Annotated in this window: 21 protein-coding genes and 1 tRNA gene; 7 read left to right on the top strand and 15 right to left on the bottom strand. The window is 60.8% G+C overall.

Annotated features, from left to right (window positions below; genetic code table 11):
* Nucleotides 1–5 precede the first annotated feature (5 nt).
* From RAK1035_RS13320 to RAK1035_RS13310, 3 genes are all read left to right on the top strand, one after another.
* A complete protein-coding gene (locus tag RAK1035_RS13320; RefSeq protein WP_008282103.1) occupies nt 6–818 on the top strand; it encodes a cysteine hydrolase in 813 nt (270 codons plus the stop codon).
* A gap of 138 nt (nt 819–956) precedes the next feature.
* Nucleotides 957–1,832 carry an S-methyl-5'-thioadenosine phosphorylase gene (locus RAK1035_RS13315; RefSeq protein ID WP_008282102.1) on the top strand — a complete coding sequence of 292 codons (876 nt, stop codon included), beginning with the start codon at nt 957–959 and terminating at the stop codon, nt 1,830–1,832.
* Between the two features lie 248 nt (nt 1,833–2,080).
* Nucleotides 2,081–2,620, top strand: a complete 540-nt coding sequence (locus tag RAK1035_RS13310; protein ID WP_008282101.1) for an adenine phosphoribosyltransferase — start codon at nt 2,081–2,083, stop codon at nt 2,618–2,620.
* Between the two features lie 31 nt (nt 2,621–2,651).
* On the opposite strand, the gene RAK1035_RS13305 is transcribed toward RAK1035_RS13310, so the two are convergent.
* From RAK1035_RS13305 to ruvC, 6 genes are all read right to left on the bottom strand, one after another.
* Complete coding sequence (locus RAK1035_RS13305) at nt 2,652–3,674, bottom strand: transporter substrate-binding domain-containing protein (protein WP_008282100.1); 1,023 nt, start codon at nt 3,672–3,674, stop codon at nt 2,652–2,654.
* Nucleotides 3,675–3,678: 4 nt separating this feature from the next.
* Nucleotides 3,679–4,761: a transporter substrate-binding domain-containing protein gene (locus RAK1035_RS13300; RefSeq protein WP_037298294.1), complete on the bottom strand. Its 1,083-nt coding sequence runs from the start codon at nt 4,759–4,761 to the stop codon at nt 3,679–3,681.
* A gap of 87 nt (nt 4,762–4,848) precedes the next feature.
* On the bottom strand, nt 4,849–5,520 hold the full coding sequence (locus RAK1035_RS13295; protein ID WP_008282098.1) for a hypothetical protein: 672 nt from the start codon (nt 5,518–5,520) through the stop codon (nt 4,849–4,851).
* Nucleotides 5,521–5,600: 80 nt separating this feature from the next.
* Entirely contained in the window at nt 5,601–6,629 is a 1,029-nt protein-coding gene (ruvB, locus tag RAK1035_RS13290) for a Holliday junction branch migration DNA helicase RuvB (RefSeq protein WP_008282097.1), read from the bottom strand.
* Nucleotides 6,630–6,632: 3 nt separating this feature from the next.
* Entirely contained in the window at nt 6,633–7,295 is a 663-nt protein-coding gene (ruvA, locus tag RAK1035_RS13285) for a Holliday junction branch migration protein RuvA (protein WP_008282095.1), read from the bottom strand.
* Nucleotides 7,292–7,798 carry a crossover junction endodeoxyribonuclease RuvC gene (gene ruvC, locus RAK1035_RS13280; protein ID WP_037298364.1) on the bottom strand — a complete coding sequence of 169 codons (507 nt, stop codon included), beginning with the start codon at nt 7,796–7,798 and terminating at the stop codon, nt 7,292–7,294. Before ruvC ends, ruvA begins: the two co-directional genes overlap by 4 nt.
* A 310-nt stretch (nt 7,799–8,108) precedes the next feature.
* Here ruvC and RAK1035_RS13275 point away from each other — a divergent pair, with 310 nt between their 5' ends.
* Nucleotides 8,109–8,306, top strand: a complete 198-nt coding sequence (locus RAK1035_RS13275; protein WP_008282093.1) for a DUF1127 domain-containing protein — start codon at nt 8,109–8,111, stop codon at nt 8,304–8,306.
* A gap of 77 nt (nt 8,307–8,383) precedes the next feature.
* Here the strand turns inward: RAK1035_RS13275 and RAK1035_RS13270 are convergent, their stop codons facing one another.
* The 4 genes from RAK1035_RS13270 to RAK1035_RS13255 all read right to left on the bottom strand — a co-directional run bounded on the left by RAK1035_RS13270 (nt 8,384) and on the right by RAK1035_RS13255 (nt 13,226).
* On the bottom strand, nt 8,384–8,728 hold the full coding sequence (locus tag RAK1035_RS13270; RefSeq protein WP_037298290.1) for a hypothetical protein: 345 nt from the start codon (nt 8,726–8,728) through the stop codon (nt 8,384–8,386).
* 108 nt (nt 8,729–8,836) lie between these two features.
* Nucleotides 8,837–9,709, bottom strand: coding sequence for a 50S ribosomal protein L11 methyltransferase (locus RAK1035_RS13265; RefSeq protein WP_008282091.1), 873 nt, complete (start codon nt 9,707–9,709; stop codon nt 8,837–8,839).
* Nucleotides 9,710–9,735: 26 nt separating this feature from the next.
* Complete coding sequence (locus tag RAK1035_RS13260) at nt 9,736–10,968, bottom strand: MFS transporter (protein WP_037298287.1); 1,233 nt, start codon at nt 10,966–10,968, stop codon at nt 9,736–9,738.
* A gap of 56 nt (nt 10,969–11,024) precedes the next feature.
* Nucleotides 11,025–13,226, bottom strand: a complete 2,202-nt coding sequence (locus tag RAK1035_RS13255) for a primosomal protein N' (RefSeq protein WP_112303090.1) — start codon at nt 13,224–13,226, stop codon at nt 11,025–11,027.
* A gap of 94 nt (nt 13,227–13,320) precedes the next feature.
* On the opposite strand from RAK1035_RS13255, the gene fsa reads away from it, so the two are divergent.
* Both fsa and RAK1035_RS13245 read left to right on the top strand, forming a co-directional pair.
* Nucleotides 13,321–13,974, top strand: a complete 654-nt coding sequence (gene fsa / locus RAK1035_RS13250) for a fructose-6-phosphate aldolase (RefSeq protein ID WP_008282087.1) — start codon at nt 13,321–13,323, stop codon at nt 13,972–13,974.
* 167 nt (nt 13,975–14,141) lie between these two features.
* Nucleotides 14,142–14,612 carry a copper chaperone PCu(A)C gene (locus tag RAK1035_RS13245; RefSeq protein WP_008282086.1) on the top strand — a complete coding sequence of 157 codons (471 nt, stop codon included), beginning with the start codon at nt 14,142–14,144 and terminating at the stop codon, nt 14,610–14,612.
* 279 nt (nt 14,613–14,891) lie between these two features.
* On the opposite strand, the gene RAK1035_RS13240 is transcribed toward RAK1035_RS13245, so the two are convergent.
* The 5 genes from RAK1035_RS13240 to pdxH all read right to left on the bottom strand — a co-directional run bounded on the left by RAK1035_RS13240 (nt 14,892) and on the right by pdxH (nt 20,939).
* On the bottom strand, nt 14,892–18,572 hold the full coding sequence (locus tag RAK1035_RS13240) for a vitamin B12-dependent ribonucleotide reductase (RefSeq protein ID WP_008282085.1): 3,681 nt from the start codon (nt 18,570–18,572) through the stop codon (nt 14,892–14,894).
* Nucleotides 18,573–19,076: 504 nt separating this feature from the next.
* Nucleotides 19,077–19,153: transfer RNA gene (locus tag RAK1035_RS13235), tRNA-Pro, on the bottom strand.
* Nucleotides 19,154–19,217: 64 nt separating this feature from the next.
* Nucleotides 19,218–19,685 (bottom strand): DUF192 domain-containing protein, encoded by a 468-nt coding sequence (locus RAK1035_RS13230; RefSeq protein ID WP_008282084.1) that lies wholly within the window; start codon nt 19,683–19,685, stop codon nt 19,218–19,220.
* Complete coding sequence (locus RAK1035_RS13225) at nt 19,682–20,215, bottom strand: cold-shock protein (RefSeq protein ID WP_008282083.1); 534 nt, start codon at nt 20,213–20,215, stop codon at nt 19,682–19,684. The genes RAK1035_RS13230 and RAK1035_RS13225 overlap by 4 nt, the downstream gene beginning before the upstream one ends.
* Nucleotides 20,216–20,336: 121 nt before the next feature.
* A complete protein-coding gene (gene pdxH, locus RAK1035_RS13220; protein ID WP_008282082.1) occupies nt 20,337–20,939 on the bottom strand; it encodes a pyridoxamine 5'-phosphate oxidase in 603 nt (200 codons plus the stop codon).
* A 165-nt stretch (nt 20,940–21,104) separates the two neighbouring features.
* Here pdxH and fabI point away from each other — a divergent pair, with 165 nt between their 5' ends.
* Nucleotides 21,105–21,911 carry an enoyl-ACP reductase FabI gene (fabI, locus tag RAK1035_RS13215; protein WP_008282081.1) on the top strand — a complete coding sequence of 269 codons (807 nt, stop codon included), beginning with the start codon at nt 21,105–21,107 and terminating at the stop codon, nt 21,909–21,911.
* Nucleotides 21,912–21,913 lie beyond the last annotated feature (2 nt).

Raw genomic sequence — 21,913 nt, 5'->3', positions numbered from 1 at the left:
AGACCATGTGCAACAATCATGACCACGACCACGAGCCGAAACTCACCCGACGTCAGGCGCTGACCGGCACCGTGGCCATTGCCGCCGCTGCAACCGGCCTTGCCGCCACCGGCGCACAGGCGCAGGAAAACCCCTATGCAGAACCTGCAGAGCCCGCCCTTCCGCCCAGCGATATGAAAATTGACCTCTCCCGAGTCGCCCTTGTCGTCACCGATCCGCAGAACGATTTTCTCAGCCCCAATGGCGTAACCTGGGGTGTGGTCGGTGCCAGCGTCGAGCGCAACAACACCGTCGCCAATATCGAAAGCCTGTTCAAAGCGGCCAAGGCTGCGGGCATCACGGTCGCCGTGTCGCCGCATTACTACTATCCCGTCGATCACGGCTGGAAATTTGAGGGCGCATTGGAAAAGCTGATGCACAACATCGGCATGTTCGATCGCAAGGATCCCCTGTCACTGGAAGGCTTCGAAGGCTCCGGTGCCGATTTCCTCGATCTTTACAAACCCTATATCCATGACGGCAAGACCATCGTCAGCTCACCGCACAAGCTCTACGGGCCAGAGCATAATGACCTTGCCCTGCAACTGCGCAAACAGGGCATTGATCAAGTGATCCTCGCGGGCATGTCCGCCAATCTGTGCACCGAAGCCCATATGCGCGAACTGCTGGAACAGGGATTCGAGGTGGCCGTGATCAAGGACGCCACCGCCGCCGCGATGCTGCCCGAAGGCGACGGTTATCTCGCGGCGCTTATCAATTTCCGCTACATGGCCAACGCCGTCTGGACCACCGAAGAGGTCGTGGCGATGCTGGGCTGACGCCCGCCGCCACAGCGCCCGCCTGCCGAGGAGGACAGGCGGGCAGGCCCGCGCGGATCACGGACCGCGCGGGCATTTTCATTTGCCGCGAACCGTCGTAACCATGGCAGAAAGAGGCACCAAACAGGATAGCGGCACATGACACAAACCATGATCGGAGTGATCGGCGGCTCCGGGCTTTACGAGATCGACGGGTTGCAAGGGGCCGAATGGCGCGCAGTGGAAACCCCGTGGGGCGCGGCCTCTGATGCGATCCTGACCGGGACGCTTGATGGCGTGCCGATGGCCTTTCTGCCCCGCCATGGGCGTGGCCATGTGCATAGCCCCACCTCTGTTCCGTACCGCGCCAATATTGACGCGCTCAAACGGCTGGGTGTCACGGATGTCATCTCGGTCTCGGCCTGCGGCTCGTTCCGCGAAGATCTGGCACCGGGCGACTTTCTTGTCATAGATCAGTATATCGACCGCACCTTCGCGCGCGAGAAATCCTTTTTCGGCCCCGGCTGCGTGGCGCATGTCAGCGTCGCGCATCCCACCTGCCCCCGCCTCTCGGACGCCTGTGAAACCGCAGCACAGGACGCGGGCATCACCGTGCATCGGGGCGGCACCTATCTGGCGATGGAAGGCCCACAATTCTCGACACTGGCCGAGTCAAACCTCTATCGCACTGTCTGGGGCTGCGATGTCATCGGCATGACCGGCATGCCCGAGGCCAAACTCGCCCGCGAGGCGGAACTGTGCTACGCCTCTGTCGCCATGATCACCGATTATGACAGCTGGCATCCGGATCATGGCGCGGTCGATATCACCGCCATCATCGCCACCCTTACCGGCAATGCCGACAAGGGGCGCGACATGGTCCGCCGCCTACCCGCTCTCCTCGGCCCAGACCGTGCGCCTTGCCCGCATGGCTGCGACCGCGCACTCGACTTTGCCCTGATCACCGCCCCCGAGAAACGCGACCCCGCCGTTCTGGCGCGGCTTGATGCGGTTGCGGGTCGGGTGCTGGGCTGATCGCCAGCGTTCAATCTTTAAAACGCAGGGTGTCAGCCTCACTAGATGCCCGCGCGCGCCATGCCCGATAACGCGGGCATGGCCTATCTCATCGAGAAACTTACCAATCTTCACCATTGCCCATTGGGCCTCACCCTCAGCGCCCTCGCGGATCAAGGCCATCGCGCTTTGCCGGATCACGCACTCAGCCCTTGCATCTACGCACCACCCGCGCCACAACATGCGCCGCACATAGCCGGAGCCACCCCATGCCGCCCCTCAAGACCGTTCAGGATTACATCCGCACCATCGTCGATTTTCCGCATGACGGTATCCTCTTTCGCGATGTGACCACGCTCTTTGCTGATCCGCGCGGCTTTCGCATGGCCATCGACCAGATGCTGCACCCCTACGCAGGCCAGCCCATCGACAAGGTGGCAGGGCTCGAGGCGCGCGGCTTCATCCTCGGCGGTGCCATCGCGCATCAGCTCTCGGTCGGTTTTGTGCCGATCCGCAAAAAGGGCAAGCTGCCCGGCGCCGTCATCTCCGAGGAGTATCAGCTCGAATATGGCGAGGCGGTGGTTGAACTCCATGATGACGCCATCCAACCCGGCGAGCGCGTGCTTTTGGTCGATGACCTATTGGCCACCGGCGGAACGGCGGCGGCAGGCATTCGCCTCATCGAGCGTCTGGGCGGAATTATCACCGGGTGCGCCTTTGTCGTTGATCTGCCCGACTTGGGCGGCCACAAGCGGCTGACAGATATGGGCATGGACGTGCACACCCTCTGCGCCTTCGACGGGCTCTAACCCCAACCCGCCACGGGCCAAAGCGATCAGCCTACTTCAACGCCTCCCAAAACAGCGCGAGATGCCGTTGCACGATCTCACCGTAGCGCCCGCTCTCACGCAGCTTGGCCAGCCCCGCATTGAGCCGGTAAAGATGCGTCGTGCCGCGCCAATGGGTTTTGGAGATCACCGCATAGAGCGCCTCACGCGATAGCGGCTGATCGACCGGCACCACCTGCCCGCGCAGCCCCATGGCAACGATCTTGGCCGCACCTTCAAAGACATCAAGACTTACTGCATCCACCGCGCCCGCCATCAACAGGGCAAAGCATTCCTCGGGGCTACCGGGCTGGGTCAGGCTGATCTTGCCGTCCGCCAACCAGCGCCGGTCGGCCCGGTCCAGATCATGGGTAAAGCGCCCCATCGGACGGCAGAGCCGCTTGCCAAGAATATCAGCATCCTCGCCATAGCGAAAATCGCTATCGGCGCGCCGGAACAACATGACCGGCAGGTCCATCAAGGCCTCGGAAAAGTGAAACTCTTTGCAGAGCGTCACCTCTGGCGTCAGGCCGCAGTCGGGCTTGATCCAAGGAAAGCCCACATCATAACGTTTCTGCCCCAGCAGCGGCTCCAGATGCTGGCTTAGATCCGGTTCCCACACGATTTCATAAGGAACCGGCGAGGGGCTCAGTTCCAGCGCAGCATTGACCAGTTCCGTGATCATGCCGCCGCCGGGCCAATCCTGATCGGCAAAGGGCATATCCCCCCCGGCGGTGAGCAAAGTCAGCTCCGCCCCGCTTTGCCGCAGCGGCGTGGCATCTGGTACGGGATTCTCTGCCGGGCATGGAAGATAGAGGTCGCTCCCCGCAATCAGCGTTTGCCCCTGCCCCGCAAGCACGGACTGATTGGCGTAGTAAATCAGTGTCCATTGCTCGGCGTCGTCGTAATGCGTCTCGGCCACCTTAGCCAGCGTATCGCCGGGCTGCACCCGGTAGGTCACATCGCAGAGCGCGCGCGCAGCCTGCGGCAGCATCAGACCAATCCCCAGAATTGCGGCTGCGATCCCGCCCCGCATCACCTCAGAACCCCGCCCAGACGCGGCTCATATGCGCCTCGATGATGCTTTGATAGCGTCCGTTCGCGCGAATATCGGCCAGACCCCGCTCGAACGCCGCCAGAAATGCTGGCCCATCGGGATGCGACCGATGCACCACCATATGCATGCCCTCGATCGAAATCGGCTTACCTTCGGCCACGCCAACACGCTCGCCCAGACCCATGTCCTTGATCTTACCCCGTCCCAGAAACTCGTTAAGCACAACGCCGTCGACCTCGCCCTCGACCAAGAGCCGCAGGCAGTCGCCGGGCGATTGGGGCGTCTTCAACGTGATCACCCCGTTCTTGAGCCAGTTCCGCCCGCGTTGATCCAACATGAAGGTGGGATAGCCCGCAGGCCGACACAGGGTCTTGCCCTGCATATCCGCGTCCGATTGAAAGGCCATTGGGCGCGACTTGTCGACAAAGAGCAGCATCAGCACTTCAAACATCGACCCAGAGTAGAGCAGATTGGCACAGCCATAACTCTCGGGGTCATTGGCGCATTCCGGTTTGAGCCATGGAAACCCGATATCCAACAGCGCATTGGACAAGAGCGGCTCTTGATGCGCCGCCCAGTCATCAACCCAATGGATGGCAAAACCCTGCGTCGGATTGGCCGACTGCATCGCCGCCTGCACCACCTCGGTCAGCATCCCACCATTCGGCGCGTCCCTGTCGGTGAAGGGCCAGAAATCGCCCCCTGTCAGGATATTGATCTTGCGCCGGGTGGCGGCATTGCCGGGGGTTACAACCAGCGGCGCAGCGGCGGCAAGCGGCAAAGCTGGCGCGGTCGTACCGCCCTCCAGACCCGTTGGCCTGCCGTCAATACAGCGCAGCCGCAACTGCATACCCGCCCGCAGGTTGTTGGGGTCTTCGCCGATCTGATCTATGTTGGCAGAGTGGATCGCGGTCCATTTGCCCGCATCCTGATAAAAACTGGCTGCAATCAGCGTCAGGCTATCGCCGCGTTGCACCACATAGCTGCCGCCACAGCCCTGCGCCTGAGAATGCCCGGCCAAAACCCCGGCCAGAAGCAACACCACCCCACCAATAGCGTTCCTCATTAAACATTCCCCCAGATACGGAGGCACTAAGGCCAATCCGGCAGATTCGGTCAAGACGTTTCCGTCCCGCCGCCGCGCTTTGCAAGCTCAATGCGCGCCGCTCTGCCCAATCCGGGCCGCCAGCCGCAGCGCGTGGCTTGGGTCTTGGCTGACCATGGGCAGGACCGGATCATAACTGGCCCGGATCAGCGCCCCAATCTCGGGCCGCAACACCACAGCGCCCCCCGGCAGGGCCGCCAGAGCCGAGCGATCCTGAAACGCGGCATCCGACCATAGCAGCACGCTCTGCACGATCTGGCTCAGCGCCAATGTCTCGGCGGGAACCGCACTCAGATGCGCGTCCATCCTCAGAAAGACGAAACAGGCCCGGATCGCGCCCCGCTCGTCAAAGCGAAAAATGCGGTATTGATTGGCCTCGGTCGCCTCCAGCTTGGCCACCAGCGGGCCAAGATCGGGGATGAGCCGGTCCAGCCCCGGCACCTCAGGCAATTCCCGCCAGTCGCGAAAGAAAAAGAGCATGAGGTTCGCCCCCAGTTCCGGGTCGGTCTCGGCCATTTGATGCCCGGCCAAGGCCACCACCGCCTCGACCGCGCCCTTGACCACGCTCAGCGTCGCGTCATCCGTGCCAAACACCACCGGCACAATGGGCCGCCCCCAGCGAGCAAAGAGAAATTGCCCATCCGCACGCGTAAACAGCGCCGCGATCTCGTCAGGTGTCAGGGTGTCGGTCATGGGCAGGTCTCCGATTTTTGCGCCCATGTAACAAGCCAAGTTGCGTCTCGCAAATCCAGCATTCTTCTTGGTGAAAATACTCACCTTCAACGCCCGCCCCCGACGCGTCACTTGCCGAAAAGATCACTCTGCCCCTTGGGCCCCGGTGCCGCCAGCCCCAGATGCGCCCAGCCGCCTTGCGCCAGCATCCGCCCGCGCGGGGTGCGTTGGATCAGGCCCTGTTGCAAGAGAAACGGCTCGATCACCTCTTCCAGCGCATCGCGGCTCTCGGACAATGCCGCCGACAGGGTCTCGATCCCCACCGGCCCGCCCTGATAGGCCTCGGCAATCAGGCGCAGATAGCGCCGGTCGGCGCCATCCAACCCCAGATGATCCACTCCCAGCCGGGTCAGCGAACTATCGGCCAGCGCGCGGCTGATCTTGCCGCCCCCTTCCACCACGGCAAAATCCACCACGCGGCGCAGCAAACGCCCAGCAATACGCGGGGTGCCGCGCGCGCGGCGGGCAATTTCGCGCGCGCCATCAGGATCGGTGGGAATGTTCAAGAGCTTGGCGTTGCGCGTTACGATCTCGTGCAGCTCGTCAATCTCGTAGAATTGCAACCGCGTCGGGATGCCGAACCGATCCCGCAAGGGCGTTGTCAGCAGGCCCAGCCGCGTCGTCGCCCCCACCAAGGTGAAGGGCTGCAATTCGATCCGCACGGTGCGCGCCGCTGGCCCCTCGCCGATCACCAGATCCAATTCGAAATCCTCCATCGCGGGATAGAGCACCTCTTCCACCGCTGGGTTAAGCCGGTGGATTTCGTCGATAAAGAGCACATCGTTGCGCTCCAGATTGGTCAGGATCGCCGCCAGATCCCCGGCCTTGGCCAGCACCGGGCCAGAGGTCATGCGAAAGCCCACCCCCAATTCGCGCGCCATGATCTGCGCCAGCGTCGTCTTGCCCAGGCCGGGGGGGCCGTGAAACAGCGTGTGATCCATCGCATCGCCGCGCTGCCGCGCCGATTGGATGAACACCGCCAGATTGGCCCGCGCCTCGCGCTGCCCGATGAATTCCGACAGGGCTTGGGGCCGCAGGCTGCGGTCCTGATCCTCTGGCAAAGCTGCGCCGCGCAGGGTCGGGTCTGGCTCAGTCATGCTTTACCCTTTCGGTGCCAGCCGCCGCAACGCGGCGCGGATCAACTCCGCTGTGGTGGCCTCGGGCGTCTCACCCGCCACCTGCGCCACGGCACCCGCCGCCTCGCCGGGGGTATAGCCCAGATTGGTCAGCGCCGACAGCGCCTCGGCCTGTGCGCCGGGGCTGGGGGGCACCGGGGGTGTGGGCACAGATGCAGTCTCGATCACCTCGTCTGTGTCCGGTGCGGCGGGCATAGGGGCCGGGGCCGCGCCCATCGCCATCACCAGTGGGGCCTTGTCCTTCAATTCGTTGACCACGCGCTGCGCGGTCTTGGCCCCGATGCCCTTGGCCGCCGTTACGGAATTCCAATCCCCAATCGCAATCGCCCGGCCAACGCCATCCGGTCCAAGCGCCCCCAGAATAGCAAGCGAGGCCTTGGCCCCCACCCCCTGCACGCTCATCAACAGGCGGTGCCATTCCTTTTCCACCAGCGTGGGAAAGCCGAAAAGCTGCAAAAGGTCTTCGCGCACCAGCAAATCCGTATAGAGCGCGGCCATGCCGCCGACTGCAGGCAGCGCCGACAGCGTCCGCTCGGAACAATAGACCAGATAGCCGACCCCGCGCACGTCGATCAGCACATGATCGGTTCCGCGATAATCAATCCGTCCGGCGACACGCCCGATCATGCGCTGGCCCTCGCCACCGCCCGCGCCAGCATGTCTGAGGACCGCGCGTGATGCGCATGACAGATCGCAATCGCCAGCGCATCCGCCGCGTCCGGCCCGGCCAGCACAACGCCCGGCAATTGCACCTTGACCATATGCGCCACCTGTTCCTTGGCGGCATGGCCCACGCCCACCACCGTTTTCTTGACCGTGTTGGGCGAATATTCCCCCACCGTCAGCCCGTATTGCGCGGGCACGAGCAAGGCAATGCCCCGCGCCTGTCCCAGTTTCAGCGTCCCCGCCCCATCCTTGTTGACAAAGGTCTGCTCGACCGCCGCCGCCTGCGGATCAAACCGGTGCAGAATATCAGTGAGCTGCTCATAGAGCGACAAGAGCCGCGCCGCGAGATCAGGGCCGCTTGAATGACAGATGCCATTGGCCACATGGCTTAGCCTGCTGCCCGACACCTCAATCACGCCCCAACCGAGGTTGCGCAACCCCGGATCAATGCCCAATACCCGCATCTCACTGCCCTGCCCGTTATGGTTTTTTTCAGCAATAGCACGAAACGAGAACAAGCACCAAGCAGAATGCGCGTTCATAAACTGCCCGTTTTGCCATCGCTGCGTTGCAGAAATGTCGCGTTTTGGGATGGCACGCATGTGCAGCGAAATAATAAACCCTTTAAAAACAATGTGGTTATGCCTTGTTATACCCATGCATAAAACGCATAAGAACTATGCAATAAACTCGCCTTGCGAGAACGATAGGTGGGGATTACCTGCGGCTCAGAAACAGACATGCTCTGTCCCCTCATTCACTAGGAATAAAATCATGGCCGCTCTTGATAGCACCCGCTCACACGCTTCTCACGCCGGTTTCGGCGCAATCTTTGCCCGCGCCTTCTCGGTTCTTGCTGCATGGAACGAACGTCGCGCCACCCGCGCCGCCCTGTCGCGCCTTTCGGATCGCGAACTTGACGACATCGGCCTGAGCCGTGGCGACATCGATCTGGTGGCACGCCAGATCTGATCACTGCCTCAGATCACATGAAAAAGCCCGCGCCGGTATCAACCGCGCGGGTTTTTTTCTGTCCAGTTCGCCTGCGTTCAGCGCAGGATCGGCCGAATATAGGTCGAAAGCAGTTCACTGACCGGATCAGTCTGCATCACAACGGCGCCTGCCTGTTCCACAATGCTGCCTTGCGCCAATTGCGCCAGCCGATCACCATAGAGCGGCGCGCCCAAATGCGCGATGATCACCGCCTTGAAAAAGGTAAAACCAAGCGCGAGATAGAAAAGACCGCGAAGGGGAAGGCCGCTCTTGCGGCGCTTGGGGCGGAAAATGATCAGACCGTCTTTGCCGACTTTGCTGACATAGCCCTGCGCCAGTCGCGTGCGCTTGCGGCCAATCGCCTTAAGGCGCGAGTCGAACCCCTGAAATGCGTCACTCATATCGAGACATCCCATTATCACGACCCCCACCGCGATGAGGAAAAGCTAGGTCCAAATTGTGGCAAAACCAAGGCAACCATGCCGGTCAGCCCCAATCCTGACGCATTTTTATAGACTTTTAGATATGGTCAACGTGGTCCAGTCACCAATCTCTTCGCGATGCTCAAGACTGTTTCCAAGCGCGCAATAAACGTCGCGCACTTCATCCGCTTGCTCGTTCAAAATACCCGAGAGAATCACCTTACCCCCCGGCGTCAGCGCCGCCGTGATCCCCGGTGCCAGCAGGATTAACGGCCCTTTCAGGATATTGGCAAAAACCAGATCATAAGGTGCCGCAGCACTCAGGCGCGGATGCTCCAGCCCTTCGGCTTCGATACACTCCACCCGCCCCTCCAGCGCATTGGCCGTGACATTGGCGTTCGCCACTTCAACCGCCACCGCGTCGATATCGCTGGCCAGCATCACACCGGGCCAGATCCGTGCCGCCGCCATCGCGAGCACCGCCGTGCCGCATCCCAGATCGAGCACCGACCGCCCAACAAAGCCGGTATGCGCCAAACGATCCAGCGCCTTGAGACAGCCCTGCGTCGTGCCATGATGCCCGGTGCCAAAGGCCATCGCCGCCTCGATCAAAAGCGGCTCGCAATCCTGGGGCACCTTATCGGCATCATGGCTGCCATAGACAAAGAACCGCCCCGCCACGACGGGCGTTAAATCCCGGCGCACCTTGGCCACCCAATCCACCTCGGGCAGTTCGGAGATAACAAAGGGCTTGGCCCCGTGCATCTTGGCCAAAAGCGCCAGCGCCACCTCATCGGGGGCCGTCTCGAAATAGGCACCGATTTCCCAAAGGCCCGATCCATCCTCCATCTCGAACGAGCCAACTCCGGTTGGCTCCGGCTCCAGATGTTCCAACGCTTCGGCCAGCGCCTCGGCATTGGCGCGTCCGGGCAGGGTAGTGAGGGCGGTATAGGTCGGCATGCAGTTTCCTTTTCAGAGGATCGGGATCATTCGGCGGGGGCGGGCAGAAACCGGGCAAAGATCGTCTCATTGCCCGGCTCCGGATGGCGCGGGATCAACAGCGCAAGGCCAAAGGAAATTCCCGCCATACCCGCCGCCCCAAAAAACACCGCCGCAGGCGACACCAACCACAGATAGCCCAGTGCCGCAGGCAGAAAAACCGCCGCAATATGGTTGATGGTAAAGGCCACGGCCGCGGTGGGCGCAATATCACCGGGATCGGCAATCTTCTGAAAGTAGGTCTTGAGCGCCAGAGCCAGCGAAAACAGGATATGGTCGATCACATAGAGCGTCGCCGCCAGCACCACGCCCCAACCAAAGAAATAGATGCCACCATAGGCCAGAAACACAATCGCCAGCCCAGCATATTCAAACATCAGCGTGCGCCGCTCGCCAAAGTGAAACACGGCCTTGCCCATCAGCGGTGCAAAAATCATGTTGACCACAAGATTGATGAGAAAGAGTGCCGTCACCTCATGCACCTCAAAGCCGAATTTCTCGACCATCATGAAGCCCGCAAAGACGATGAAAATCTGCCGCCGCGCGCCCGCCATGAATTGCAACGCATAGTAAAGCCAATAGCGCCGCCGCAGCACCATCTTTTTGAGTTGCGGATTGGGGGCTTCGAACCGGGGATAGGCCATCAGACAGAACACCGCGATCACCGCCGTAAAGCCGCCCGAGACCATGTAAACGAAATTATAGCTCAGATCAAAGGCCTGCCACGTCAGCACAATAAGAACATAGGCCACCAGCGTCGCCGCCGATCCCCCCGCCATCAACCAGCCCAGCATCTGCGGCGCACGCAGCTTGTCCAGCCATTGCAATTGCAGCGATTGGTTCACCGTCTCGAAATAGTGAAACCCGATAGAGCTGAGCATGGTGATCGCAAGAATTCCACCCAGACTTGGGAAATGGGCGGTAATCGCGGTCGCCACCCCCAAAAGAAGCAACGACACCAGCGCGAGCACCTGCTCATGCATGAACATGATCAGCGCAATCACGCCAATCGCCAGAAATCCGGGGATTTCGCGCACCGTATGCAGCCAGCCGATATCAGAGCCGTTGAACCCGGCCACTTCGATCACGAAATTATTGAGCAGCGCCGACCACGTGGCAAAGGCCACCGGCATCGCGGCAGCCATCAGAAAGAGCAGCGTGACAGGCCTGCGCCAGAACGGCAGCTCTTGCGCTCTGCCCAAGGGAAACTGTGGTCTCATGGTTTTCCTTTACGCCCAAGACGCTGGCTTGGCGAGAGGCTGCGCCATGGTCCGCTTCAATAAAAACTCTGCGGATCAATATCGACCGTCAGGCGCATTTGCGCAGGCAACCGCACCTGCGCAATCCACTCGGACACCGCCGCCTGTATCGCCGCCCCCTTGGGGGCCTTGACCAACAGACGCACCCTGTGCCGCCCCCGGATACGGGCAATGGGTGCTGGTGCCGGGCCAAAGACCTGCGCCCCAACCGCCCGAATGGGCCCGTCACGCCGCGCCAGCGCCTCGCCCAAATCGAACACCGCCTGCATATCGGGGGAACTGAGGATAATCCCCGCCATGCGACCGTAGGGCGGCACCCCCGCCTGCCTGCGCCCCTCGGCCTCGGCGCGCCAAAATCCCTCTTCATCGCCGGCCAGAATGGCGCGAATGACCGGATGCTCGGGCTGAAACGTCTGCAAAAGCGCGCGCCCGGCCCGCTCTGCCCGGCCCGCACGCCCCGCCACCTGCCGCATCAACTGAAACGTCCGCTCGGCGGCGCGCAGGTCAGAGCCTTGCAGGCCCAAATCGGAATCAATCACCCCCACCAGCGTCAGCAGCGGAAAATTATGCCCTTTTGCAACCAGTTGCGTGCCGATGATGATGTCGGCCGCCCCTTGGGCAATCTCGACAATCTGCTCTTTCAAGGCCCGCGCAGAACCAAACAAATCCGACGACAGCACCGCAATCCGCGCCTGTGGGAATAGCGCTGCCGCCTCTTCTGCCAGCCGTTCCACCCCCGGCCCTACCGCCGCCAGCTTGCCCGCGACACCACAGGCGGGGCAGGCCTCGGGCATGGCGGCACTCTCGCCACATTGGTGGCAGATCAGCCGCTTTTGGAACCGATGCTCGACCATCCGCGCATCGCAGTGATCGCATCCGATCTGATGCCCGCAGGCTCGGCAGACCGTCGTCGGCGCATAGCCGCGCCGGTTGAGGAACAAAAGCGCTTGCTCTCCCGCCGCCACCCGCGCATTGACCGCCGCCTGCAATGTGGGCGAAATCCAGCGGTTTGACGGCAGCGTTTCCACCCGCATGTCGATCGCCGCCAATTCCGGCATCACCGCAACGCCGAACCGGGCATCCAGATCAAGCCGCTCATATTTCCCGGCCTCTGCATTGGCCCAGCTTTCAAGGCTTGGCGTGGCCGAGGCCAGAACCACCCGCGCCCCACACAGGCTTGCCCGCAAGACCGCCATATCGCGCGCATGATAAAGCGCGCCATCCTCTTGCTTGTAGGAGGTGTCGTGTTCCTCATCGACCACGATCAGCGCGAGGTTCTGAAACGGCAAGAACAGCGCCGAACGCGCGCCCACCACCATCTGTGCGCCCCCCTGCCCGACCATTTTCCACACCCGCCGCCGCTCGGTCATGGTGACGCCGGAATGCCATTCTGCCGGGCGCGTGCCAAACCGCACCTCGACCCGCGTCAGAAACTCTGCCGTCAACGCGATCTCGGGCAAGAGCACCAGCGCTTGCCCCCCTTGGCGCAGCGCCTCGGCCACCGCCTCGAGATAGACCTCCGTCTTGCCCGATCCGGTCACACCGCGCAAAAGCGTCGTGCCATAGCTGCCTGCCTGCAACCCCATGCGCAACCGCGCCGCCGCCGCCGCCTGATCCTCGGTCAGCGCCTTGGCGGGCAGGTCAGGATCAAGCGGGACAAAGGGCGTATCGCGCGGCGTGTCTTCTTCGAGCACAGCCCCTTGCGCCACCAACGCCTTGACGACCGAGGATGTCACCCCCGCCAGATCACTCACCTCTTTTAGCGTGAACCCAAGCCCGCCATGATCGCGCAGCACCTCCAGCACCCGCGCGCGGGCATCGGTCAGGCGCGCAGGCTCTGTGTCGCCCAGACGGTAAATCTTTTGCATCGAGGGCGGATCGCTCAGCCCCGGTGCGCGTGTGGCCAGCCGCAGCATCGCAGGCAGCGGCGTCAGCGTATACTCGCCCGCCCGGCGCAGAAACTCCTGCATCTCGACGCGCATCGGGGCCACATCGAGCACACGGCCAATGCCGCGCGCCTTCTTGAGGTCAAAGCCGCCACGCCCCGGCCCCCAGACCACGCCCAATACCCGGCGCGGGCCCAGCGGCACCTCGACAAAGGCCCCGGCCATCACGCCCCCCTCAGGGGCCAGATAGTCTAGCGGCCCCTCCAAGGGCTGCGCGGTCAGCACGGCCACCAATGTGCCCTCGTCGTAAAAGTCGGGCGAGGCTTGGGTCAACGGGCGGCTCCTGTCGCATGAGGGGTTTCGGCTTGCGCCCCCATGAGGTAAACGCTTCGCCAAGCAAACCCAACCCGCCACAGAGGGCCCTCCCATGAAATTCTTTGTCGATACCGCCGAAACCGATCAAATCGCCGAACTCAATGACCTTGGCATGGTGGACGGCGTCACCACCAACCCGTCGCTCATCCTGAAATCCGGGCGCGACATTCTCGAAGTCACCAAAGAGATTGCCGAAATGGTCGATGGCCCGGTCAGCGCCGAAGTTGTGGCGCTCAAAGCCGACGAGATGATTGCCGAGGGGCGCAAACTTGCGGCCATCGCAGGCAATATCGCCGTCAAGGTGCCGCTCACATGGGATGGCCTCAAGGCGTGCAAGGTGCTCTCGGGCGAGGGGCATATGGTCAATGTGACGCTGTGCTTTTCCGCCAATCAGGCGCTCTTGGCGGCCAAGGCGGGGGCCACGTTCATTTCCCCCTTCATCGGGCGGCTGGATGACATCAACCTCGACGGGATGGAATTGATCGCCGATATCCGCACGATCTATGACAACTACGGGTTCGAGACCCAGATCCTCGCGGCCTCGATCCGCACCGTCAATCACGCCTTTCAGGCCGCTCATATCGGCGCAGATGTGATGACAGCGCCCCCGTCCGTGATCAAGAAAATGGCAGAGCATCCGCTGACCGATCAGGGGCTCAAGACCTTTATGGCCGATTGGGAAAAGACCGGTCAGAAAATCCTCTGATCTCGCTTTCGCGGACAGAGGACAGGCGGATCAAGGGGGGCTCTCGAGCGCCCCTTTTTCTTGCGGGGATCAGCCGCATGGACGCCTCTCGCCGCCCCTCCTATACATCGGGGATCGTGGCCCACTAGGGCACGCCCCTGCCACCCGACAGACACATGAGGACAGTCATGAAACAGCTTGCCTTGGCCCTTCTGGCGACATTGTCGCTTTGCGGCGCGGCCCAAGCCCATAGCGTCAAGAAAGACGCGATCGAAATCATCCATCCCCATATCAACGAGCCCTTCGCCGGGGCCAGATCAGCGGCGGCCTATATGGCCATCAGCAATGAGGGCGAGACCGCGATTCGCCTGATTGGCATCGACACCGCCGCCGCCAAAGTAACCTCCCTGCACACCACCGAACATGGCAGCGACGGGGTGGCGCGGATGCAGCCGATTGCCGGGATCAACATCCCCGCAGGCGAAACCGTGGTGCTGGAGCCGGGTGGCATGCATGTGATGCTCATGGGCCTGACCGCCCCACTCAAAGAAGGCGATATGGTGCCCGCGACCTTCCTTTTCGAGCAGATGGGTCCGGTTGAGGTCGAATTCATGGTCGATCCGACCGATGGCGTGGATCACTCCAAGATGGGTCACTGACCCCCAAACAGGGCACCTGCATGTTGCATCCGATCAAATTCACATCGCCCCGGCCCCAAGCCCGGGCCTCTGCTCTGCGTCGGAGAGGTCCCGGGTCAAGCCCGGGACGGTTTTTGATCGGGCGCGACACACGCTAGACAGAAAAAGAGGGGGCACTAGGCCCCCTCGAGTCTCGCGGATCGGGTGTCATTCACTGCCCGACTATGGTTGTTGCCTGCTTCCGATCCGCGTCCGGGGCGAGCGCACCCGCCCCGTGTCTCTGATATCTGTCGCTACGTCTCAGCTACACCCGCTTGTCGCACCGCAGGTGTTGCACTTCATGCAGGTCCCGTTGCGCACCAGCGTGTAGTTGCCGCAATCGCCGCAGGCCTCGCCTTCGTAGCCCTGAAGCCGCGCCTTGGTGCGGGCATCCATGCTGACCGAGCCAGAGGCGACCGCCGTTGTCGTGGTCATCGCCGCCGACACGGTGGCTGTTGCCGTCTCGGGCACCAGCGTGGCCAGCATGGTCATTGGGTCCATGCCATCACCCGACGCGCGGGCGAGGGTCTGACCGCCCTGAAACACCACCAACTCTTGCGGCAGACGCTTGCGCAGATAGCCCGTTGAACTGATCTGCTTGAGCACTTCCAGCGAACGGCTGGCCGCGGCCTCGCTCATCTCCGAGACATTGCGCACGCCTTCTTCCTCGCCGCGCCCCAGATCGTCAAACGACGCGCCCGAGGGTTTGACATGCGCCAGATCGGTGCGATCCAGATAGCTTACCGCCAATTCGCGGAAGATATAGTCAAGGATCGAGGTGGCGTTCTTGATGCTGTCATTGCCCTGCACCATGCCTGCCGGCTCGAACTTGGTGAAGGTGAAGGCATCGACGAATTCCTCCAGCGGCACACCGTATTGCAGACCAACCGACACGGCGATGGCAAAGTTGTTCATCATCGCCCGGAACCCTGCACCTTCTTTGTGCATGTCGATAAAGATTTCACCCAGCTTGCCATCTTCATATTCGCCGGTGCGCAAGTAAACCTTGTGACCGCCGACAATGGCCTTTTGCGTATAGCCCTTCCGGCGCTCCGGCAGCTTCTCGCGGTGCGATTTCTGGATTTCCTTGATGATCACCTTTTCGACGATCTTCTCGGCCAGCACCTGCGCCTTTTGCTGCGGCGTGCCGGATTCGAGGATTTCGGCGGCCTCGTCATCATCCTCAACCAAACTTGCCGCAAGCGGCTGGCTCAGCTTCGATCCATCGCGATAAAGCGCATTCGCCTTGACGCCCAGCGACCACGACAATTCATAGGCTTTCTGACAATCCTCGATCGTGGCGTCATTGGCCATGTTGATGGTCTTGGAAATCGCCCCCGAGATAAACGACTGCGCCGCCGCCATCATGGTGATATGGCTCTCGACGCCAAGATAGCGCTTGCCCTTCTTGCCGCAGGGGTTGGCGCAGTCAAAGACGTGGTAATGATCCGCCTTGAGATAGGGCGCGCCCTCCAATGTCATCGTGCCGCACACATGGTCGTTGGCCAATTCGACATCGCGCTTGGAATAACCCAGATGCGCCAGAATATCGAACGTCGGATCGTTCAGCTTTTCCGTCGGGATGCCCAGAACATTGGTGCAGAACTCCGCGCCCAGCGTCCACTGGTTGAACACGAACCGGATGTCAAAGGCAGAGCCGAGCGCGGCATCCACCTTGGCCAATTCATTGGGGCCAAAGCCGTGGCCAATCAACGACGTGTGGTTGATCCCCGGCGCATTGCCGATAGTGCCATGGCCCACCGCATAGCTTACGATTTCCTCGATCTGCGCCGGACCATAGCCCAGCTTTTCCAAGGCGGCAGGCACCGACTGGTTGATGATCTTGAAATAACCACCGCCCGCCAGTTTCTTGAACTTGACCAGCGCGAAATCAGGCTCGATCCCGGTGGTATCGCAATCCATCACAAGACCGATGGTGCCCGTGGGCGCGATGACCGAAGTCTGCGCATTGCGGTAGCCGTGCTTTTCGCCCAGCTTCAGCGCCTCGTCCCAAGATGCCATCGCCAGATCAACGAGCCGCGCATCCGGGCAATTCTTGTGGTCGAGCGGCACGGGTTTCACCGCAAGCCCTTCATACCCTTCGGTCGCGCCATAGGCGGCGTTGCGGTGGTTGCGGATCACGCGCAGCATATGCTTGCTGTTGCGCTTGTAGCCCGCAAAGGCCCCCAACTCTCCGGCCATCTCGGCACTTGTGGCATAGGCCACGCCGGTCATGATCGCGGTCAGCGCCCCACACAGCGCGCGGCCCTCGTCGCTGTCATAGCCAAAGCCCATGTTCATGAGCAAACCGCCGATATTGGCATAGCCCAGACCCAGCGTGCGGAACTCATAGCTGAGTTGTGCGATTTCCTTGGACGGGAACTGCGCCATCGTCACCGAGATTTCCAGCGTCACGGTCCACAGGCGCGTGGCGTGCATATAGGCATCGGCATCAAACTTGCCGTCCCCAAAGAACTTCAACAGGTTCATCGACGCCAGGTTACAGGCGGTATCGTCAAGGAACATGTATTCCGAACAGGGGTTGGAGCCCCGGATTTCGCCATCCTCCGGGCAGGTGTGCCAGGCGTTGACGGTGTCGTGATACTGAATACCCGGATCAGCACAGGCCCAGGCCGCGTGGCCCACATCTTCCCATAGATCGCGCGCCTTGATCGTCTTGGCAACGGACCCATCGGTGCGGTTGATCAGCGCCCAATCGGCATCATCCTTGACCGCCTTCAGAAACGCATCGGTGACGCGGATCGAATTGTTGGAATTCTGGCCCGACACGCTGGCATAGGCCTCTGAATCCCAATCTGTGTCATAGGTCGGGAATTCGATGCTCTCATAGCCTTGCCGTGCGTAATCCAGCACCCGCTTGACATAGGTCTCGGGGATTTGCACCTGCTTGGCACCACGAATGGCCGCTTTCAGCTGCTCGTTCTTTTTGGGATCAACCGCATCCTCAGAGCTGCCATCCCAAGCGCGGATCGCAGCGAAAATCTGGTTGAGCTTCTGCTCGTGCATCTTGGACCCGGCCACGATGCTGGCAACCTTCTGCTCTTCCTTGACCTTCCAGTTGATGAATTCCTGAATATCGGGATGGTCGGCGTCACAGATCACCATCTTGGCCGCACGCCGCGTGGTGCCGCCCGATTTGATCGCCCCCGCCGCGCGGTCACCGATTTTCAAGAACCCCATAAGGCCAGACGACTTGCCACCACCCGACAGCTTTTCGCCCTCGGCGCGCAGGCTACTGAAATTTGTGCCAGTGCCAGAGCCGTATTTGAACAGCCGCGCTTCACGCACCCAAAGGTCCATGATACCGCCATCGCCCACCAGATCGTCTTTGACCGACTGGATAAAGCAGGCATGCGGCTGCGGATGCTCATAGGCCGAGGTGGATTTGGTCAGCTCGCCGGTTTGGAAATCAACGTAGTAATGCCCTTGGCTCGGACCGTCGATACCATAGGCCCAATGCAGGCCGGTGTTGAACCACTGCGGGCTGTTGGGCGCAGCCATCTGGCGCGCCAGCATATAGCGCATCTCGTCGAAATAGGCGCGGGCATCGGCCTCTTTGGTGAAATAACCACCCTTCCAGCCCCAATAGCACCAGGCACCCGCAAGCCGGTCAAATACCTGCTTGGCGCTGGTTTCGCCGCCAAAACCGTCATTGTCCGCTGCCGGAACGGACCGCCACAGGAACTCGGGCACACCCTCTTCCTTGACCTTTTCGATGCGGTTCGGAATGCCTGCCTTGCGGAAATATTTTTGCGCGATCACGTCGCTTGCAACTTGGCTCCAGCCGCGGGGCACCTCGATGTCATCCAGCCGGAACACCGTTGTGCCATCCGGATTGCGGATTTCGGAACTCGTGGTCACGAACTCAAGCGCTGCATAGGCGTCTTGTCCGGCGGTGGTGAATTTTCTTTCGATCTTCATGTCTTCTGCCCCATCGCAATCGTTTTTCAGGCCTTTGGCCCCGTGTGATTTTCAGGCGTCTCGCCTGATGTGAGTCGGTCGTTTCAACCTTGAACGGTGGCGGTTTGGCGCCCTGAAACGCCCTCTGGCCATGCCGTGCGGAGTGGTCGCTATCTCGTCGTCCTGAGTGTTGGTGTCATGTCCCTGCCGGGGCGAGCCACTATATGTTGTGGCCTTGCTGCCCGTCCACACAAACTGACGTATATTGCCATAGGCGGTCAACGAAAACTTTTTGGATTTTGGCAGAAAAATCGTTTGACTATGTCTCAGGTCACGCCCCCCCGGACGCGGACATGATTCATCCACAGGCGGCCCCGCAAAGAAGCCGTTATTTCCGGCACATTTGCCGGGCATAGCTGCAAAAGAGGTTGAAGTTTGGCGAGCCGGGCGTTTGTCGAAAATTGCGGCGCGCGCACCCAAAGGCACAGACCCCAGAGGGTCTTTGTTGTGCACTTGTGGGTAAAATGGTCGGGGCGATAGGATTCGAACCTACGACCCCCTGTTCCCAAAACAGGTGCGCTACCAAACTGCGCTACGCCCCGGACCGTGCGCCTGCATACTGAGGATTACTGGGCTTGAAAAGCCAAAAACAGGCCTCGCTCTGCTTTATTGGCTTTCAGAGCAGGGCCAAGCGGCCTTGCTCTGATCAATCGCGGCGTGCCGCATGGTCCAGCCTTCGGAAATACCGATTTTTCGCGCCAGACCACCGTTGATTTCCAACACTGCCAGAATATCCTGGCCCCCAAAAATCGGCGACTCGTCCAAGGGCTGTGCTTCGTGATGCACTTTTTTCACGGTGCCAGTCTCGTCCATGAAAATCATGTCGAGCGGAATCAAGGTGTTCTTCATCCAAAATCCGACCGCTTGCGGTTCGGGATAGACAAAGAGCATGCCCGCGCTCATCGCCATACTCTCGCGATTCATCAGGCCTTGGGCACGCTCCGCCTTGTCATCGGCAACCTCCACACTGAAGCGGGCGCTGCCGGCATCACTGCGCAACATCACCACATCCTCACGGCAGGTTTCAGCCGCCGCTGTGCTCGCCACACCGGCAAGCACAACCGCCGCTATCATTCGGACAATTTTACCGCCGTTTCCCATCCACATACCTCGGTTGCCATCCGCCCCCTTTTACCATCAATCACGCGGATTGCCAGCGCCTCACCGGGCTGAACATCCGCAAGACCAGAGCGGCGCAGAACCTCGATATGCACGAAAACATCTTCGTCGCGACCAAAGGTATTGGCAAAGCCAAATCCTTTGCCTTTGTCGAACCATTTCACGCGCGCGGGCTGCAACGGAGCATTGCGAATGATCTCGGGATCAATCTCATCGAGATCAGCAAGCCCCGTGTGTTCAAGATCATCGGGCGGTGAAATCGTATGCACCGCCACTGCTTGCCGACCGCGCTCGGTCTGCTGAACATCCAATTCCACCCCGGCGCGATCCGCAACCGAACTTTGCCCAAAGTTCCTAAGAACATTGGGATGAAGCAAAATATCCGGGCCGCCTTCATCGGCAATTACAAACCCAAACCCTTTAACAGGGTCAAACCACTTAACACGCCCCTTTATTCTGCGAATATCATCATCCTGTGTCGTCACTTTTTCCTACCTAACAGCCTTCATCCCCAAGACTGCATTACACTTGCGTTATATTCACCCCCGCTTGCAAGTGGTTAATAATCAATAACTTCAATGCATTGCATTTCACGCAACGTGAAATTCATGGGTTCAGTCGTTGAATTTTCCAGCTTTCCCCTATGTCCGAGCGCCGCCAGACAAACCGATCATGCAGGCGAAACGCCCCATCCGCCCAGAATTCGATTTCGACCGGCGTGATCTTGAAACCGCCCCAAAACGGCGGTCGCGGCGGATTCGGTCCTTTCTGCGCGGTGATCTTCGCGACTTTCGCCATCAAGGTCGTCCGGCTGTCGAGCGGCTGCGATTGTTCCGACGCCCAAGCACCAAGCCGGCTCTTGAGCGAGCGCGACGCATAATACGCATCCGCACCCTCACCCTCCTCACGACTCACCATACCACGAATGCGGACCTGACGGCGCAAGGATTTCCAATGCAGCACCATCGCCGCCTTGGGGTTGGCCGCGAGCTCCTGCCCCTTGGCGCTGTTGTAATTGGTGTAAAACACAAATCCGTCGTCGGAGATTTCCTTGAGCAACACCATCCGCACATTCGGCAACCCGTCGGCATCCACCGTTGACAGCGCCACAGCATTGGGGTCGTTCGGTTCTGATTTCTCTGCCTCGGCCAACCAGCCTCTGGCAATCTCAAAGGGGTCGTCGCCTGCAAAGTGTCCGTCGCGTTCCATGAGATCTCTTATTCCTGTCTGCGAATTCTCGCGCATATGTTTCCATATGTGTCAAACTAGTGTTCCCAACGGCATTTGACACCGCGCCAGCAAAAATGACCAGCCCTTGATGCAATCCCCCCAATCGCCTAAAGGTCAGAAAAATCTGATGGTCGGGGGCTGGGAATGTCGAACAATCTGATGGCGGGAAAACGCGGGCTCATCATGGGGCTCGCCAATGACAAATCAATCGCCTGGGGCATTGCCCGCGCCTGCGCCAATGCGGGGGCGGAACTGGCGTTCAGCTATCAGGGCGATGCTCTGAAAAAGCGGGTTGATCCGCTGGCGGCTGAGCTGGGTTCGACCATCGTATTGCCCTGCGATGTCGGCAATATGACCTCTGTCGATCAGCTCTTTGTCGATCTGGGCACCCATTGGGACAGCCTCGACTTTGTTGTTCACGCCATCGGCTTTTCCGACAAGAACGAATTGCGCGGGCGCTATGTTGATACCAGCCGCGACAATTTCCTGATGACGATGGATATCTCGGTCTATTCCTTCACCGCCGTGATGCAACGCGCGGAAAAGATGATGGGCGAGGGCGGATCGGCGCTCACCCTCACCTATTACGGGGCCGAACAGGTCATGCCGCATTACAACGTGATGGGTGTCGCCAAAGCGGCGCTTGAGGCCTCTGTCAAATATATGGCCGAGGATCTGGGCAAAGACGGCATTCGCGTCAACGCCATCAGCGCGGGGCCGATCAAGACGCTGGCCGCCTCGGGCATCGGCGATTTCCGCTATATCCTGAAATGGAACGAATTGAATTCACCGCTGCGCCGCAACGTGACCATCGACGACGTCGGCCGCTCCGCGCTTTACCTGCTCAGCGATCTGGGCTCTGGCGTGACCGGCGAGACGCTGCATGTCGATGCGGGCTATCACATTGTTGGCATGAAGGCCGTAGACGCCCCCGACATCGACGCCACCTGAGA

It is taken from the genome of Roseovarius sp. AK1035 (assembly GCF_003288315.1).
GTDB lineage: Bacteria > Pseudomonadota > Alphaproteobacteria > Rhodobacterales > Rhodobacteraceae > Roseovarius > Roseovarius mucosus_A.
Note: the sequence above shows the minus strand (reverse complement) of the source record. Positions and strands in the feature narration are given on the sequence as shown.